This window comes from Streptomyces xylophagus (genome assembly GCF_000716435.1).
Taxonomy (GTDB): Bacteria; Actinomycetota; Actinomycetes; order Streptomycetales; family Streptomycetaceae; genus Streptomyces; species Streptomyces xylophagus.
On record NZ_JNWO01000003.1, the window covers coordinates 116,227 to 133,372 of the forward strand.

The 17,146-nt window shown below is 69.4% G+C and carries 16 protein-coding genes and 1 pseudogene; 4 read left to right on the plus strand and 13 right to left on the minus strand.

Annotation, left to right across the window (positions count from 1 at the left end; genetic code table 11):
- Positions 1–21: 21 nt before the first annotated feature.
- From OO70_RS07535 to OO70_RS07570, 8 genes and pseudogenes are all read right to left on the minus strand, one after another.
- Entirely contained in the window at positions 22–1,386 is a 1,365-nt protein-coding gene (locus tag OO70_RS07535; RefSeq protein ID WP_043665903.1) for an RICIN domain-containing protein, read from the minus strand.
- Between the two features lie 134 nt (positions 1,387–1,520).
- Positions 1,521–2,576, minus strand: a complete 1,056-nt coding sequence (locus OO70_RS07540; RefSeq protein WP_043665907.1) for an NAD-dependent epimerase/dehydratase family protein — start codon at positions 2,574–2,576, stop codon at positions 1,521–1,523.
- A gap of 84 nt (positions 2,577–2,660) precedes the next feature.
- Complete coding sequence (locus OO70_RS07545; protein WP_043665910.1) at positions 2,661–3,293, minus strand: SRPBCC family protein; 633 nt, start codon at positions 3,291–3,293, stop codon at positions 2,661–2,663.
- On the minus strand, positions 3,290–3,655 hold the full coding sequence (locus OO70_RS07550) for an ArsR/SmtB family transcription factor (RefSeq protein ID WP_043666780.1): 366 nt from the start codon (positions 3,653–3,655) through the stop codon (positions 3,290–3,292). The genes OO70_RS07545 and OO70_RS07550 overlap by 4 nt, the downstream gene beginning before the upstream one ends.
- 59 nt (positions 3,656–3,714) lie before the next feature.
- Positions 3,715–5,052: pseudogene (locus OO70_RS07555) on the minus strand (aldehyde dehydrogenase family protein); the annotation flags it as partial.
- A gap of 97 nt (positions 5,053–5,149) precedes the next feature.
- A complete protein-coding gene (locus tag OO70_RS07560; RefSeq protein WP_043665915.1) occupies positions 5,150–6,346 on the minus strand; it encodes an RNA polymerase sigma factor in 1,197 nt (398 codons plus the stop codon).
- Positions 6,346–6,702 carry a YciI family protein gene (locus OO70_RS07565; RefSeq protein ID WP_043666782.1) on the minus strand — a complete coding sequence of 119 codons (357 nt, stop codon included), beginning with the start codon at positions 6,700–6,702 and terminating at the stop codon, positions 6,346–6,348. Before OO70_RS07565 ends, OO70_RS07560 begins: the two co-directional genes overlap by 1 nt.
- A gap of 94 nt (positions 6,703–6,796) precedes the next feature.
- Positions 6,797–7,267, minus strand: a complete 471-nt coding sequence (locus OO70_RS07570) for a MarR family winged helix-turn-helix transcriptional regulator (protein ID WP_043665918.1) — start codon at positions 7,265–7,267, stop codon at positions 6,797–6,799.
- 111 nt (positions 7,268–7,378) lie between these two features.
- Between OO70_RS07570 and OO70_RS07575 the strand changes: the two genes are divergently transcribed.
- The 4 genes from OO70_RS07575 to OO70_RS07590 all read left to right on the plus strand — a co-directional run bounded on the left by OO70_RS07575 (position 7,379) and on the right by OO70_RS07590 (position 12,773).
- Positions 7,379–8,461, plus strand: a complete 1,083-nt coding sequence (locus tag OO70_RS07575; protein WP_043665920.1) for a substrate-binding domain-containing protein — start codon at positions 7,379–7,381, stop codon at positions 8,459–8,461.
- Positions 8,462–8,673: 212 nt separating this feature from the next.
- Complete coding sequence (locus OO70_RS07580; RefSeq protein WP_043665924.1) at positions 8,674–10,371, plus strand: purine-cytosine permease family protein; 1,698 nt, start codon at positions 8,674–8,676, stop codon at positions 10,369–10,371.
- 112 nt (positions 10,372–10,483) lie between these two features.
- The gene (locus tag OO70_RS07585) at positions 10,484–11,512 is read left to right on the plus strand and encodes an acyl-CoA dehydrogenase family protein (protein ID WP_043665926.1); all 1,029 of its coding nucleotides are present in this window, start codon (positions 10,484–10,486) and stop codon (positions 11,510–11,512) included.
- A gap of 40 nt (positions 11,513–11,552) precedes the next feature.
- Entirely contained in the window at positions 11,553–12,773 is a 1,221-nt protein-coding gene (locus tag OO70_RS07590) for a GNAT family N-acetyltransferase (RefSeq protein ID WP_043666784.1), read from the plus strand.
- 7 nt (positions 12,774–12,780) lie between these two features.
- Here OO70_RS07590 and OO70_RS07595 read toward each other — a convergent pair whose 3' ends face one another.
- The 5 genes from OO70_RS07595 to OO70_RS56995 all read right to left on the minus strand — a co-directional run bounded on the left by OO70_RS07595 (position 12,781) and on the right by OO70_RS56995 (position 17,117).
- On the minus strand, positions 12,781–13,923 hold the full coding sequence (locus tag OO70_RS07595; protein WP_043665928.1) for an LLM class flavin-dependent oxidoreductase: 1,143 nt from the start codon (positions 13,921–13,923) through the stop codon (positions 12,781–12,783).
- 33 nt (positions 13,924–13,956) lie between these two features.
- Entirely contained in the window at positions 13,957–15,129 is a 1,173-nt protein-coding gene (locus OO70_RS07600) for an SfnB family sulfur acquisition oxidoreductase (protein WP_043665930.1), read from the minus strand.
- Between the two features lie 77 nt (positions 15,130–15,206).
- Positions 15,207–15,761, minus strand: a complete 555-nt coding sequence (gene ssuE / locus OO70_RS07605; protein WP_043665933.1) for an NADPH-dependent FMN reductase — start codon at positions 15,759–15,761, stop codon at positions 15,207–15,209.
- A gap of 31 nt (positions 15,762–15,792) precedes the next feature.
- The gene (sfnG, locus tag OO70_RS07610) at positions 15,793–16,914 is read right to left on the minus strand and encodes a dimethylsulfone monooxygenase SfnG (RefSeq protein WP_043665934.1); all 1,122 of its coding nucleotides are present in this window, start codon (positions 16,912–16,914) and stop codon (positions 15,793–15,795) included.
- Positions 16,915–17,033: 119 nt separating this feature from the next.
- The gene (locus OO70_RS56995) at positions 17,034–17,117 is read right to left on the minus strand and encodes a putative leader peptide (RefSeq protein WP_350966533.1); all 84 of its coding nucleotides are present in this window, start codon (positions 17,115–17,117) and stop codon (positions 17,034–17,036) included.
- Positions 17,118–17,146: the final 29 nt, after the last annotated feature.

The window sequence follows — 17,146 nt, forward strand, 5'->3', positions numbered from 1 at the left end:
CGCCGCACGGCCGCCCGCTCTTTACGGATACGTGTAGGTGTTCAGGGAGTTGACGGCGGAGGCCGGGTCACCGAGGTCGTAGCGGTCCACGGCGAGGAAGTTGGGCTTCTTGCGGGCGGCCGGCTGGCAGAACCGCTGGGTCCGGTCGAGCACCTTGGTGTTGTCGGTCTGCGCCGTGCCGGCGATGGTGGCGTCACGGAAGTGGTTCATGACGAACAGCGGGCGGAACCCCGCATACGTCTGGGTCAGCGGGACGTTGAGGTCGTTGCCGTACCACCGGCTGTAGCAGGACCAGTCGGAGGAGCTCGCCCCGGAGCCCATGGACCAGTAGTTCTCGACTGTCCACTCGCGCTGGTACATCACGCCGAAGCTGTCCCGCGTGAGTCCGGCGGACTCGTCGGAGGCGCGGCTGTGGTCGGTGAAGATCAGCAGTCGGTGGTTGGCGGCGATCAGGTCGGCCATCTTCGGCCAGCCGTTCTGCCGCACACCGGTCTGGTCGGGGCGGTACAGCACGTCGTACAGGCCGTTGACGCGGGCGAGTTCACTGCGCAGGACACCCGGGTCGACGTAGTCCTCGAGGAAGACGGTGACGAACTGGTCGGGGTGCGTCTTGAGGAAGTCCACCATGCGCTGGAGGTCGACGTTGAGGGCGACCGGGCTGCTGACCAGCGTGCAGCTGTCGTGGCAGAGGATCGCGCCGTCGGATGTCTGGTGGATGTCCAGCATGAATCCCCGTACGCCGTCGGAGAGTTGCTGGTTGATGCCCCGGGACTGGTTCGGGAAGAAGTTCACGAAGGGCGGGGCGAAGCCGCCGTCGACTCCGTTGGCGTAGGCGTTGTGCGCGGTGAGGAACGTGACCTGGTCCAGGGTGCGTTGGTCCTGGGCGGGGATGGGCTTGGTGGGCGAGGCGATCGGGGTGAGGTACCAGGAGGCGAGGCTGTCGGAGGAGCCGATGGCCAGCTGGGCCGGGTAGTTGGCGCCGGAGGGCTTGGCGCCCACGGTCAAGTAGCTTGTCGTGCCCGGGACTTGGAGCGTGTACTGGTCGCCGCCGATGGGCGTGATCTGCCAGGCCGCGTCGGCGCTCGTGCAGGCGACGGTCTTCGCCTGACTGCCCGAGCGGCCCAGACAGCTGCCGGCCGTGTCGGTGCTCTCCAGGACGTACGAGGACCCGCTCGTCCGGAGGTTCCACTGCTGGTGGTCCTCGTTGCCCTTGGGGTTGTGCTGCTCCACCGCTCCCCCCTTGTCGGCCGCGTTGAGCCCGGTCGTGGCGCTCTGGACGTAGTAGGTGCCGGCGGCCGGAACCGCGTCGGCGGCTCCGGCCGAGGGAGAGACGAAGGTCGCGGCCAGCGCGGCGGTGACGGCGAGCAGGGCGTGGGGGGTTCGCATGAATGCCCTTCGGTTGAGTGTGGTCAGGCTCATGACACCGAAAAGGTGATCGGGCCACACCCAAGCGCCTTTGGTCTGAACCAGTCAAGAGGCTTGACCGGTCGGCGGAGTGAACGGCGAAGAACGACGAACAGTCAACGCTCTTCCCTCAACTGCCGCCAGGCCAGGTAGTGATCGAAAAGCGTCTCCTCCAACGGCCGGTAGACGATGCCGAGTTCCTCGACACTGCGCCGGTTGTCGACCGTGAACCTGATCCCGAGGTGCTTGCGGATGTAGTCCTGGGTGAGCCCGAACGCCGGGCCCAGGATGCGCACCGGCCAGTGCGGCAGGCCGTGTTGAGGCAGCCGGTAGGTGCGCGGGAAGTGCTGCCGCAGGGCTCGTGACATGTCGAGGAAGGACGCCATCCGGGTGGCCGCGACGATGTAACGCCCGTGCGCGTCGGGGTGTTCGGCCGCCGCGATGTGCGCGTCCGCGACGTCCCGTACATCGGCGACGGTGAAGCTGAAGTCGGGTGCCCCGTAGAAGAAGTAGCCCTTGAACAGCTCGTCGAGGAGGAACAGGCTGCCGGAGTCGGAGGCCGGGGTCAGTGAAGGGCCCAGGATCAGGCCGGGGTTGACGGAGACCATCCGCCAACGGTCCTGCGCCTGCTGCGCGTCCCAGGCGGCCTGTTCGGCGACCGTCTTGGCGTAGTGGTACGGGTTGTTCTCGACCGTGCTGGTGGTGTTGAAGTAGTCCTCGGAAAGGATCTCGTCCTTCATCGCCCGTACGTCGGCGTAGTCCCCGAAGATCGCCCCGACCGTGGACGTGAACACCAACTTCTCGACAGTGGGGGTGCGTTCGATGCCGGCGAGGACGTTCCGGGTGCCCGTGAGGGCAGGGTCGACGACGTCCTTCTGACCGTCCTTGATCTTCTCCGGCATCAGGAACGGCGAGGCCACATGGAACACCACCCGGCAGCCGTCCATCGCCGCGTCGAAGGAACCCTCCGCCAGCAGATCGGCCTCGAACAGCTCCAGCGCGCCCGGGAATTGCTCCCCCATCGCCCGCAGCGGCGCGACCTTCGCCCCGTTGCCGAGAGACCGCACAGTGGTGCGCACCCGGTAGCCGCGCTCCAGCAGCCGCCGGACCAGATGGCTGCCGACGAATCCGCTCCCGCCGGTCACCAACACCGTCTCGCCGCCGACGCTCATCCCTGGCTCCGATCACCCGTGACATCCCGCGCGCACGCTACAACGGCGATCGGTCCCAGGTCAGCGATTCAGGCGCTGCGACCCTCAACTCCCGGCCCCTGTATAGGCGGCCGTCGTCCGGTCGGCCGCCTCGCGGGCCACCGACTCGTCCTCGCCGCTCGCCACGTTCGCCGCGAACCACGCCTCGCTGCTCGCCGTGACGAAGCGCCGCCCCTCCTCGGAGGCCAGCCAGGCCATCGCGTCCTCGGGCTTCACGGAACCGCTGTCCGACAGATTGCCGCCGAGCCCCAGCAGGATCGAGTCCCAACCGACGCCCACCGCGCCCGGCCCGAACTCGGCCCACTTCGTGTCGTCGACATGGGCGATGTGCTCCAACTCGAAGCGCGTGCCGTCGCCCTCGGGCGTCAACCGCAGCTCGATCCAGCTCACTTCGCCGCCGAACTCCCAGGTCGCGAAGAAGCTCTTGGGCGGGTCGCAGCGCTCGACGGTGCCGCCCGCGTTTCCCTGCAACTGATACTTCCCGCCCAGCCGCAGTTCGCCGGTGACCGGCAGGAACCAGCGCGGGATGCGCTCGGGGTTGGTGCAGGCGTCCCAGACGTCGTCGACCGGTGAGTCGTAGGACTGGCTCACGGTCACCACGCGGGCCTCGCCGGCCTTGAAGACACGTCGGCCGACCTTGCGGCTCACGGAGTTGATCTGGTGCGTCACGTCGATCATGGGGTGCTCCTCGGGATGTCGCCGTCGGCCTCGCGGAGCCGGCGCTCACGTTTGCCCCGGGCCAACTCGGTTGCCAGGGCGTCCAGATGCGGGGTCCAGAAGCGACGGAACTGGCCAAGCCAGGCGTCGATGTCCTGCAGCGGCTCGGAGTTGACCGCATACAGGCGCCGGGTGCCGTCCGGCCGTACCGTCGCGAAACCGTTCTCCCGCAGCACCTTCAGGTGCTGGGAGACCGCGGGCTGCGTTATCCCGAACTCCCCCCGGACGACGTCACTGACCGTGCCGGCGGGCTGCTCGCCCTCGGCGAGCAGCTCAAGGATGCGGCGGCGCACGGGGTCCCCGAGCACATCGAAGGCGTGCATGAGCACCAATGTATCACCGGGCACTTATATAAGCGACCGGTGATATAGGAGCCCGTCGGTCAGGCCAGCGGCTTCTCCAACAGCGCCTTGCGGTGGCTGAACGTCTCGATGGAGTAGCGGCCGTGGTAGTTGCCCATGCCGCTCTCGCCCACGCCGCCGAACGGCAGGTCGGAGACGGTGAGATGGGCGAGCGGAAGGCCGTAGCCGACGGCGCCGGAGGAGGTCTCGGCGGCGATCCGGGCGCGGGTGTCGTCGGAGTCCGTGAAGACGTACAGGGCAAGGGGCTTGTCGCGGTCGTTGATGAAGTCGATCGCCGCGTCGATGCCGGGGACGGTGACGATCGGCAGGATCGGGCCGAAGATCTCCTCCGCCATGACGGGCGCCTTCGGGTCCACGTCGGCGAGGACGGTCGGCGCGATGTACTTGTCCGTACGGTCGCTGCGTCCGCCGACGACCACGCGGCCGGAGTCGAGCAGTCCGGCGAGCCGGTCGAAGTGACGTTCGTTGACGATCCGGCCGTACTCGCCGGAAGTCTGCGGGTCGGCGCCGTAGACCTTCTCGACCGCGGTCACCAGCAGGGGTTCGAGCGCGGCGGCGGTCTCCGGGTCGGTCAGGACGTAGTCGGGGGCCACGCAGGTCTGGCCGGCGTTCAGGAACTTACCGCGCGCCAACCGGTCGGCCACGACAGTGAGATCGGCGTCGCGGTCGACGAACGCCGGGGATTTGCCGCCGAGTTCGAGGGCGACCGGGGTCAAGTGCTCGGCGGCGGCGCGCAGGACAATGCGGCCGACAGCGCCGTTGCCGGTGTAGAAGATGTGGTCGAAGTGCTCGGCGAGCAGGGCCGTAGTCTCCGGGATGCCGCCCTCGACGACGGCGACCGCGTCGGTGTCGAGGTAGGCAGGCAGCAGCTGGGCGATGGCGGCGGAGGTGGCCGGGGCCATCTCGCTGGGCTTGAGGACCACCGCGTCGCCGGAGGCCAGCGCGCCGACGACCGGGGTCAGCAGCAGCTGCACCGGGTAGTTCCACGGCGCGATCACTAGGACGACGCCGAGCGGGTCGTACTGCGTCCAGGCGGTGGCGTCCGTGCCGAGGTGGGCCGGTACGGGAGCCGACTCGGGGCGGAGCCACTCGTCGAGGTGGTCGAGGGTGTGGTCGATCTCGCGGATCGTGAAGCCGATCTCGGTGCGCTGGGCCTCGGCGGCGCTCTTGCCGAGGTCGGCGTGGAGGGCGGCGGCGAGGTCGTCGCCATGCTCCGTGAGCAGGTCACGCAGGCGGCGCAGCTGGGCGGTGCGCCACTCGACGGGCTTGGTACGGCCGGTGCGGAACGTGGCGCGCAGCCGGGCGACGATGTCGGCGGGCTGCTCGGGGCTGGACTGGTTCACGGTGCCTCGCTGCTGGTGCGTGGGTGGTCTCGACGGTCAGGTGTATATAGCAACCATTCTTGCACCGGCAAAAATTCCGGTGCCGCCATGGTCACCCTCCGCCTCGCGGCTGTCACATGCGGACGAGCTCCCGGCGGCGGCGTTCCAGGTAGCCGCGTTCCGCCGCGCTCTCCGTGCGGGTGATGGCTTCTTCGTACGCCCGTACCGCCTCGGTGTCACGGCCAAGACGGCGCAGCAGATCGGCGCGTACGGCGTGCAGCACGTGGTAGTCGTCGAGGTCCAGCGCGTCCACGAGGTCGAGGGCCTTGCGCGGACCGTCGACCTCGGCGACGGCGACGGCCCGGTTCAGGGCGACGACGGGACTCGGGGTGACGGCCATGAGCTGGTCGTAGAGCTGGAGGATCTGGCCCCAGTCGGTCGCGTCCGCGCTCGGCGCGTCGCTGTGCACGGCGTTGATCGCGGCCTGGATCTGGTACGGCCCGGGGTTGTTCAGCCGCAGGCACCGCCGGACGAGTGACTGGCCGTCGGCGATCAGCTCGCCGTCCCACCGGTCGCGGTCCTGCTCGGGCAGCGGCACCAGCTCGCCGTTCGGGCCCTCGCGGGCGGCCCGGCGCGACTCGATGAGCAGCATCAGTGCGAGCAGGCCCATCACCTCGGGCTCGTCCGGCATCAGCTCGGAGAGGAGGCAGCCGAGGCGCAGGGCTTCGGCGCGGAGTTCGGGCGAGTCCGTGTAGCCCTCGTTGAAGATCAGGTAGATGACGGCGAGAACGCCCTTGAGCCGGTCGGGGAGGTCGGCGTCGCGGGGCACGCGGTACGGGATTCTCGCGTCGCGGATCTTGGCCTTGGCGCGGACGAGTCGTTGGGCCATCGTCGGTTCCGGCACCAGGAAGGCGCGGGCGATCCGGGCGGTGGTGAGCCCGCCGAGCAGGCGCAGGGTGAGCGCGACCTGCGCCTGGGTGGCGAGTGCGGGGTGGCAGCAGGTGAAGATCAGGCGGAGCCGGTCGTCGCGCACGGGTCCCTCCTCGGCGGGCGCGTCGGACGCGTACAGCAGGGCGGCCTCGCTGTGGCGGGCCTCCCTCGACGACTCGCGGCGCAGCCGGTCGATGGCACGGTTGCGGGCGGTGGTGATGATCCATCCGGCCGGGCTCGGCGGCACACCGGTCTCCGGCCACTTCTGTACGGCCGTGGTGAAGGCGTCCTGGACCGCTTCCTCGGCGAGGTCGATGTCACCGAGGAAGCGGACCAGAACGGAGACCGCGCGCCCGTACTCGGTACGGAAGACGGCCTCGATGTCGGTGTCGAACGGCATCAGTCCTCGGCCGTGTTCATGAAGGGGCGCACCTCGACGGGCAGGGTGGTGGCCCAGGTCGCCCGCTTCCCCCACTCCAGGGCCGCGTCCAGGTCGGCCGCCTTGATCAGGCAGAGTCCGCCCAGGTACTCCTTGCCCTCGGCGTACGGACCGTCGGTGATCAGGACGTCGCCGTCCTTGGGACGCAGCACGGTGGCCGTCTCCGGCCCGTGCAGTCCGCCGGCGAAGACCCAGGCACCGGCGGCCTGGAGTTCGTCGTGGAAGATCTCCAGATTGTGGACGATCTCCGCCATCGCCTCGGGCGAGGGCATCTGTCCGTCGGTCGGCGTGATCACGCTGAGCAGGTAGTGCGGCATGACGTCCTCCATGGCGTAAGGGGTTCCTTCACCCCCCGAGGGGGGTTCTCTCACCTCCTACACGAACGCCCTGTTCCCGGATCGACACCGCGCCTCAGGAAACCGGCAGGATTTTCTCCGCGGGTTCGTCCCCGGCCCCTTCGGCATGATCGAGGGCAGCGGTGAGCCGGGCGAGCAGCCGTACGAGATCGCCGTGGTCGTCCATCGCGTCGAGCAGCCGGGTCTGGTCGGTGAGGAGGCGGTGGGCCGCGCGCTCGTGGAGGGTGCGGCCCCGGGCCGTGAGGTGGAGCAGGACGCGGCGGCGGTCGGCCCGGTCGGGGCGGCGGTAGACCAGGTTGTCGGCGACCATCCGGTCGACCAGCTTGGTCAGGCTCGGCGCGGGCATCAGGACCTGGTCGGCGATCTCGGTCATCGGGTGACCCTTGCCGTCCGCGATGACCGACAGGACGCGCCACTGCTCCACCGAGCAGTCCTCCTCGGCCAGTACGAGGGCCATGCGCAGGCCCATCCGCCGCTCGGCGTGACTCAGCAGGTGGGCGAGGCCCGGCGACGGTACGGACGACATTGCCGCTGTCCTTCCGGTAGGTCTACTGTGCGGTTCAGATTACGAGCCTCTGCGAGGGCGCCGGGGCCGGGACCGGTATCCGTGCCCTCATGCCCTCACGGAGGTGGTCTGGTGCATCCCCTGCCGCCCGGGCGGATCGGCGGCCCGGTCAGGACCTTGGTCGTGGCACTGGTCGTACCGCTGCGGGGTCCGGCGGGCGTCTTCGGCCCGTCCTGCGAACTGGCCGCGCAGCTCGCCGTGGAGGAACTCAACGCCACAGGCGGTGTGTTGGGCCGCGAGGTCCGGCTGATCGTGGTGGACGGCGGCGCGCCGGCGGAGCAAGTCGCCGCCGAGGTAGAGGTGTTGGTGTCGATGCGAGCCGTCGACGCGGTGGTCGGCTGGCACACCTCGGCGGTACGCAAGGCACTGGTGCCACGCATCGCGGGCCGGGTGCCGTACGTCTACACCGCGCAGTACGAGGGCGGCGAGCGCACACCGGGCGTGTTCCTCACCGGCGAGACCGACGCGGCCCAACTCCTGCCCGCCATGCGGCTGTTGACCGAGGAGACCGGCGCGCGGCGCTGGTGCACGGTGGGCAACGACTACGTGTGGCCGCGCGTCACCGCCCGGGCCGCGCGCCGCTACGCCCGGGACTGCGGCGGCCGGGTGCGCGACGAGGTGTTCGTACCGCTGGGGACGTACGAGTTCGGGCCGGTGCTGCGCCGCGTCGAGCGCTGCGAGGCGGACGCCGTACTGATGCTGCTCGTCGGGGACGACGCGGCGCGCTTCAACAGGGCGTTCGCCGCCCACGGGTTGCACCAGCGCTGTCTGCGCCTGAGCACACACATGGACGAGAACATCCTGCTGGCAACCGGCGCGGAGGCCACCGAAGGACTGTGGGCGGCGGCCGGTTACTTCGAGACCCTCGCCACCGCCGAAAGCCTTGATTTCAGCGGGCGTTACGCGGCCCGGTTCGGTGTGGAGGCGCCCGTCGTGGGCAGCCTCGGCGAGTCGTGTTTCGAAGGCGTACGACTGCTCGCGGCACTGGCCGAGCGGGCGCGGTCGCTCGATGTGGGCGCCATGTGCGCGGTGGACGGCACGGTCTCGTACGAGGGCCCGCGAGGTGTACTGCGCCTGCACGGCAACCACCTCCACCAACGGCTGTACCTGGCGCGGGCGGACGCCTTCGACTTCGACATCGTCGCCCAACTCTGACCTCCCCACCTGCTGCGATCGAGACTACCTTCCCCCAGGAATAGTTTCCACAGGAAGCATTGATTAAATCTACGCGCGTCGCCAAAAGAATTTTGAAAACTCTCCTATTTAAAGAACGTGAAACGGCCGGGAAACAATGCGGCGTGACTCTTCCGTCCAACTCCCCCGGGCCGTCCGGGAGATGACCCACACCCGTGGAAGAGGGAAGTGTCGTGACGGAGATCGTCGACAAAGAGGCGCCGGCAACGGCTGCCGGACGGACCTACAACGACTGGGCGCAGAACGACACGTTGGAGGACTACTCGCTGCGCTACGCGCCGAAGTCCTTCCGCCGCTGGACCCCGTACGTGGTGGCCACCACCGCTCTCGGCGGCATCGCGTACCTCGCCGACTTCGCCATCGGCGGCTCGATCGCGATCTCGAACGGCTTCTCCAGCGCCATGGTGGCAATCCTGGCGGCGGCGGTGACGATCTTCCTCACCGGCATCCCGATCTCGTACTACTCGGCCAAGTACTCCATCGACATGGACCTGTTGACCCGCGGTGCCGGCTTCGGCTACCTCGGCTCGACCCTCACGTCGGTCATCTACGCCAGCTTCACCTTCATCTTCTTCGCCCTCGAAGGCTCGATCATGGCCCAGGCCCTGGACCTGGGCCTCCATATCCCCCTGGCCGTCGGCTACTTGATCTGCTCGCTGATCATCCTGCCGCTGGTGATCTACGGCATGACCGCGCTCTCCAAGATGCAGGTGTGGACGCAGCCGGTGTGGCTGGTGCTGATGGTCGCGCCGTTCGTGTCCATCGCGATCCAGGAGCCGGGCAAGTTCTCGCAGTTCACGCACTTCGCGGGCAACTCCCCCACCGGTTCCAGCATCAGCATGCTCGGGGTCGGCGCGGGCGCCGGTGTGGCCCTCTCCCTCATCGCGCAGATCGGTGAGCAGGTCGACTACCTGCGCTTCATGCCCGACAAGACGCCCGAGAACGCCAAGAAGTGGTGGGGCGCGGTGCTCTCCGCCGGTCCCGGCTGGGTGATCCTCGGCGCGGCCAAGCAGATGGGCGGCGCCTTCCTCGCCTTCTACATCGCCAGCAGCGTCGGCCTGGCCAAGGCCAACGAGCCCATCCAGCAGTACGTGCACGGCTTCAAGACCTTCGCCGCCCCGGTGGCCCTCGGGCTGGCGACGTTCTTCGTGATCCTCTCCCAGGTGAAGATCAACTCGACGAACGCGTACTCCGGTTCACTGTCCTGGTCGAACTTCTTCTCCCGCCTGACACACCGTCACCCGGGCCGCGTGGTCTACATCTTCCTCAACGTCGGCATCGCCCTGGCCCTGATGGAGGGCGGCGTCTTCGGCTTCCTCAACACGGTCCTCGGCTTCTACTCCAACGTGGCGATCGCCTGGATCGGCGCGGTCGTCGCCGACCTGGTCATCAACAAGCCGCTCAAACTCAGCCCGTCCTACATCGAGTTCAAGCGCGCCCACCTGTACAACTTCAACCCGGTCGGCTTCGGCTCGATGCTCATCGCCTCGGCCGTCTCCATCGCCGCGTACTTCGAGGCGTTCGGCGACTACGGCAAGGCGTACTCCCCCTTCATCGCCCTGTTCCTGGCGATGGTCCTCTCGCCCCTGTTCGCGTACCTCACCAAGGGCAAGTACTACATCGCCCGCCTCGACGACCTGGAGGAGCCGCTCCTCGGCCCCGACGGCCTGCCCTCGGCCGTGGAACTGACCTGCACGGTCTGCAAGACGGACTTCGAACGCCCCGACGTGGCGAACTGCCCCTTCCACGAGGGCGCAATCTGCTCCCTGTGCTGCAGCCTGGACAAGGACTGCCACGACTCCTGCAAGACCGGCCCCGGCGCCACGGGCCCGGTCGACCTCGCGATGCCCGCCGTACGTACGGCGGACTGACCACCCCGTCCCCACCCCGCTCCGCCCCGTCCCCAGCGCTCCGGCCCGTGTCCTACGACGCGGGCCGGAGCGTCGCGCGTGGTCGGCCCGGCCGATCGGGAGAATCACCCGCATGACCTCGCACTCCCTCGTCACCCGAGCCCGCCACCTCGCGGACGACCTCCTCACCCCGCACGCCGAACAGGTCGACCAGGAGGGCGTCCCGGCGACCCACATCGAGGCGATCAAACAGTCCGGGCTCCTGGGCGTGAGCGCCCCCGTGTCCTACGGCGGCTCGGCGGCACCCGGCGCGGTGGCGAGGGAGACGGCGGAGATCCTGGCCGGGGCGTGCTGCTCCACGTGGTTCGTCCAGACTCAGCACCACACACCCGTCATGACGCTGGCGAAGAGCGAACTGCCGGTGCGGGAAAGGCTGTTGGGCCCGCTCTCGCGAGGTGAGCTGATGTCCGGGGTGGCGTACGCGCATCTCCGGGCGTACCCGCGCATCCCCGTGCGGGTGTCGCGGGAGCGGAACGGCTGGCGGTTCGACGGGACGGTGCCCTGGTACACGGGATGGGGGCTGAACGACGTGATGCTGCTCGCGGGGGTGACGGACGAGGACGAGGCGTTGTTCGCGTTCACGGAGGCGCGGGAGCAACCCGGACTGCGCGCCTCGGTCCCGATGCGGCTGGCGGCCCTCACCGCGTCCCGGACCGTGTCGCTGGAGCTGGACGGCCTGTGGCTCCCCGAGGAGGCGGTGGCCCTGCGCGCACCGTACGCGCAGTGGGCGAAGACCGACCGCCCGAAGCCGACGAACGCGTCACCGGCGGTGTTCGGAGTCGCGGAGGCGGCGCTCGCCCTGCTGGACGAGGACACCGCCGGCCCACTCCGCACCCGCCTCGACAAGGTACGCAGGCAGGCCTACGCCTTGGCCGAACACCCGGTACCGCACGAGCACTTGGCCGAACGGCTGGCCCTCAGGACACAGGCGTACGAGGTCCTGATGACGGCCACGACGGCAGCCGTGGTGGCCGGAGGCGGTAGATCCCTGGCATTGACGAGCAGGGCCCAACGCCTCGCGCGCGAGGCCCTGTTCCTGCTGGTCCAGGGTCAGACGGCGGAGTCGAGAGCGGCCCACTTGAAGGCACTGGCCGACTCGTAATTCGCTTGACCCGGTCACGGAGAAGCGCTGCACTGCAATGATGAAGATCCGTAACACGACCGACGACGACCTCGACGTGTTCGTCGACACGCTCCATGCCGCGTTCGGGCTCTTCCCGGAAACCCCGACCGAAGGCGGCGGTCTGTGGTGGTCGGCGCTCGAAATGGACCGCTGTCTGCTCGCCACGACGGCGGACGGACGGCCCGTCGGCACCGCCGGCGCATACCCCTTCGAGCTCACTCTGCCCGGCGAGACCATCGTCCCGGTCAGCGGGGTGACCGCCGTCGGCGTCCTGCCCTCGCACCGACGCCAGGGTGTGCTCGGCGCGATGATGCGCCACCAGCTCACCGAGCTGCGCGCCCGCGGGGAGTCCCTCTCCGTGCTGCTGGCCTCCGAGGCCCTGATCTACCGCAGGTTCGGCTACGGACCGGCGACCTACACCCAGCGCCTGACAGTGCCGCGTCACCGGGCTGCCCTCGCCCTTCCTCGGGCGCAAGGCACTGCCGACGGCTCGGCTTCCGGCTCGGTCGAGTTGCTGCGGCGTGCCGAGTGCGGCGAGATCCTGGAGGAGGTCTACGACCGCTACCGCCGCGCACAGCCCGGCGCGCTGTCCCGGCCGCACCGCTGGTGGGCCCTGCGCGCGGGGCAGCCCCCGATCTCTCCGAAGCCTCGCTACGTCGCCGTCCACCGTGACGCCGACGGGGTCCCGGACGGGTACGCCAGCTATGCGCTCGGCGACTCGCAAATCCTGACCGTGGACGAGACCATCGCCACCGACGACGCCGTCTTCACGGCTCTGGCCCGGTTCGTGCTCGGCCACGACCTGGTCAGTCAGGTCGTGTTCAAGCAGTTCCCGCCCGGCCACCCGCTGCGCTGGCAGCTCGCGGACTTCCGCGCCGGAGAGGTGAGCGGCGACACCGACTGGCTCTGGGTGCGGCTGCTGGACGTCCCGCGTGCGCTGACCGAGCGCGGCTGGTCGATGGACGGTGAACTCGTCCTCGCCGTCGACGACCCGTTCCTCGACGAGCACGGCCGGTATCTGCTGACCGTCCGGGACGGCAAGGCCGACTGCGTCCTCACGGGCCGGGAGCCCGATCTGTCCATGGACATCAGCGACTTGGGCTCGGTCTACCTCGGCGGCACCGCACCGAGCACTCTCGTGCGGGCCGGACACATCCGCGCCCACCGCCCGGACGCGCCCGCCCTCGCCGACGCGCTCTTCCGGGCCGACCGCTCCCCGCACTGCCTGCACTGGTTCTGACCACGGCTCAGCCCGCGAACGGCACCTGTGCCTCAGCGGGCCTCCGGTCGCCGACCGGGTGCCGCCAGATTCCCTCCGCGGCCAGCCTCGGCAGCACGCCTTCCCCGAACCAGTACGCCTCCTCCAGATGCGGATACCCGGACAGCACGAACTCCTCGATCCCCAGCGCCGCGTACTCCTTGATCCGCTCGGCGACCTCCTCGTGGCTGCCGACCAACGCCGTCCCGGCCCCTCCCCGGACCAGCCCGATCCCGGCCCACAGGTTGGGGTGGATCTCCAGTCCGTCCCGGCTGCCCCCGTGCAGCGCCAGCATCCGCTGCTGTCCCTCGGACTCGCTCCGGGCGAGCCCGGCCTGCACGGACTTCACGGTCTCGGAGTCGAACCCGTCGAGCAGCCGGTTCGCCTCGGCCCAGGCCTCGGCGGACGTGTCACGTGTAATGACGTGCAGCCGGATGCCGAACCGCAGCGTCCGCCCCTCCTTCGCCGCCAGCCCCCTGATCCACGCGATCTTCTCGGCGACCTGGGCGGGCGGCTCGCCCCAAGTGAGGTACACGTCCACGTACTTCGCGGCGATCTCTCCCGCGATCGGCGACGATCCCCCGAAGTAGACCTCGGGCACGGGCTGGGGCAACCGTGCCAACTTCGCGTCCTCGACACGCAGATGCTCGCCGGCCAGATCGACGGTCTTGCCGTCCCACAACTGCCGTACGATCTCCAGGAATTCGCCGGTACGTCGGTAACGGTCGTCCTTGTCGAGGAAGTCGCCGTAGGCCCGCTGCTCGTGGCTCTCGCCGCCGGTGACGACGTTGAGAAGCAGCCGCCCGCCGGTCTGCCGTTGGAACGTGGACGCCATCTGCGCGGCGAGCGTCGGCGAGACGAAGCCGGGCCGGAAGGCGACCAGGAACTTCAGTCGTTCGGTGTTCTGGCTGACCATCGCGGTGGTCAGCCACGCGTCCTCGCACCAGGCGCCGGTGGGCGTGAGGGCGCCCACGAAGCCGAGGTCCTCCGCCGCGCGGGCGATCTGGCTCAGGTAGGCGACCGTGGGCGGCCGGTCCCGTCCGGAGGTGGTGGCGGGGGTGCCGTGACCGCCGCCGACGACATGGCGGCTGTCCCCGTTGGTGGGGAGGAACCAGTGGAAGGTGAGGGACACGTGGGGTCTCCGATCCGGACTGTCCGATGGGGGTTAGAGGAGGCCGTGGCGGGGTGGCCTGGTGCCGTTGAGCACGTATCTGCCGATGTGCTGGATCTTCCAGCGCGCCGGGTCGTGCAGGGTGTGGGTGCGGGCGTCCCGCCAATGCCGGTGCAGGTTCAGCGAGTTGAGAGCCGAGCGCGTGCCCGACACCTCGAACAGGGCGCCCGCGACCTCCACCGCCGCCTGCGCCGCGTACACCTTGGCCGCGGCCACCGCGATGGAGGCCTCCGCCGCCGAGTCGTCGCTCAGGTTGGCGCGCGCCGCGTCCACGGCCTTGGCCGCCTGGATCAAGAGGGCCTCGGACGCCCTTACCTGGAGGGCGAGTTCACCGAATCGCTGGATCAGCAGCGGGTCCTCGGCGGCGGTCTCGAACCCGCTCTCGAACCAGGGGCGGCTCTTCGTCCGGACGAACTCGGCCGCCTCGGCCAGCGCTCCCCCGGCGATCCCGGCGTCGATGGCCGCGTGCAGCAACTGGGCGACAGCGCCGTGGAGTTGGGGGCCCTCGAAGGTGAGGTGGTGCGGCAGGACCCGGTCGGCGGGGACGGCGACGGCCTCCAGGCGGACCGTGCCGCTGGCCGTCGTGCGCTGGCCCATTCCGTCCCAGTCGTCGACGACCGTGACGCCCTCGGCGTCGCTCGGGACGTAGGCGACATGGAGGTTGTCGTCCTCGGTGCGGGCGAGGACTGGGATCCAGTCGGCGAAGAGGGCGCCGGTGGAGTAGTGCTTGACGCCGGTCAGTGTGTAGGAGCCGTCGGGCCGGCGGGTCAGCCGGGTGCGGATGTCCTGGATGTGTTTGGTCCCGGCCTCGGACTGGGCGTTGCCGAAGCGGCGGCCTGCGAGCAGTTCGGCAAAGAAGAACTTCCGCTGATCCTCGGTGCCCTGACGGCGGATCACGTTGACGTAGGCGAAGTGGCTCTGCGGGATCTGGGCGAGGCTGCCGTCGGCCGAGCCGAGCAGACGGAAGATCTCGGCGAGGGTCTGCGCGCTGACGTCGGCGCCGCCGTACTCCGCGGGCACGGTGACGGCGAGCAGTCCGGCGTCGGACAGGCGGTCCAACTCGGCGCGCGGGAGCCTGCGTTCGGTGTCGCGGGCGGAGGCACCGGCGCGGAACTCGTCGGCCAGCGCGGCGGCGAACGCGAGGGCCTCGGCGTCGTCGGTGATCACATGGGCGGGCGCACGGGCGGTCGTATGGGCATGTTCATGGGTGGTCGCGTGCGCAGGCTCGGGGGCGGTCATGGTCGTCAGCCCGCCGCTGCCAGGAACGGGGTGCGGCCGAGGGCCGCCGAGAACTGGTCCACCACCTGGGTGAGGGCCTCGGTGGTGGCCGGGGCGACGGTGAGGGAGCCGTCCTCGTGCGCGGTGATGTCCTTGTCGAGGGTGAACCAGCCCTGGACTATGTGGGCCGCGCCCATGGAGTTCAGCACCGGGCGGAGGGCGTAGTCGATCGCGAGCACATGTGCGGTGGACCCACCGGTGGCGAGCGGCAGCACCGTCTTGCCGGTGAGGGCGTACTGCGGGAGCAGGTCGAGCAGGGCCTTGAGGACTCCGGAGTAGGAGGCCTTGTAGACGGGGGTGCCGACGACCACTCCGTCGGCGAGGGTGAACAGTTCGGTCGCCTCGACGATGGCCGGGTGGCGGAAGTCCGCGCCGAGCAGGGCCTCGGCGGGGATGGTGCGCACATCGAGCGGGATCACCTCGTGGCCCTGGGCGATCAGCCGCTTGTCGAGATGGCGCAGGAGGCGGTTGGTGCGGGAGGAGACGGAGGGGCTGCCGGAGACGGACAGGACGGTGGCCATGGGTCCTCTTTCTGGTCTGCTGCGGGGGCGCTCAGGCGTGCACGGAGACTGACTCGGGCTCGGCGTCCGGGAGTTGGGCCTCCAGTTCACGCACCAGCGGCAGCACCCGCTTGCCGAAGTACTCCACCTCCTCGTGGTAGTGCAGGAAGCCGAGCAGGAGAAGGTCGACGCCCAACTTCTTGTAGGCGACGATCCGTTCGGCGATCTGCTCCGGGGTGCCGATGAGTCCCGTACGGAAGCCGTCGTTGTACTGCACGAGGTCCTCGAACGTGGAGTCCTGCCACATGCCCTTGCCGTCGGCCGAGGACTGCCCGGCCTGCTTCACCGCGGCCCCGAAACCCTCGACTGCCTCGCGGTCCGCCTTGGCGACGATCTCACGGAGCGTGTCGCGGGCCTCGGCCTCGGTGTCGCGGGCGATGAGGAAGCCGTTGAGGCCGAACTTCGGTGCGGTACGGCCGACTTGGGCGGCCGAGTGGCGTACGTCGGCGATCTGTTCGGTGACGCCGTCGAAGTCCTTGCCGTTGGAGAAGTACCAGTCGGAGACCCGGCCGGCCATGGCTCGGGCGGCGGTGGAGTTGCCGCCCTGGAAGATCTCGGGGTGCGGTCGTTCGGGGGTATTGAGAGGCTTGGGCTTGAGGGAGAAGTCGCGCAACCGGTAGAAGTCACCGGCGAGTTCGGTGTGGTCCTCGGTCCAGATCTGGCGCAGGGCCTGGATGAACTCCTCGGAGCGGCGGTAGCGCTCGTCGTGCTCCAGCCAGGGCTCGCCGAGCGCGGTGAACTCGCCCTTGAACCAGCCGGACACGACGTTGACTGCGAAGCGGCCGTTCGACAAGTGGTCGGCGGTGGCGCCGAGTTTGGCGAGGACACCGGGGTGCCACAGGCCGGGGTGGACGGCGGCGATGACCTTGAGGCGCTGGGTGGCGAGGAGGAGGGCGAGGCTGAAGCTGGTCGACTCGTGCTGGAACTCGGCGCCGTAGCTGGCCATGTAGCGGACCTGGCTGAGCGCGTACTCGAAGCCGTTGTTCTCGGCGAGGACGGCGAGCTCGCGGTTGTACTCGTAGCTCCAGTCGGTGCGTTGCTCGATCCTGCTGGTGACGAGTCCTCCGCTGACGTTGGGGACCCAGTAGGCGAATTTCACGGGCGCTGCGGGCATGCGGAACTCCTGTTGCGGAATATGTTTCCGGGCACGCCGAATCCGGCCGGGCGATATCCGGCGAATGTCAGGCGGGAGGGAAAAGGAAGCGGCGGGTCACAGGACGGAGGTGACGGGGATCAGGCCGCGGTGCAACAGGAGGCGCTGGAGACGCGCGCGAGGTCGACGTGGCGTCGCCGCGTGAGGTCCAGTCGCATCTTCATGCCTTCGATCGTGGCAGCCGTCGGCGAGG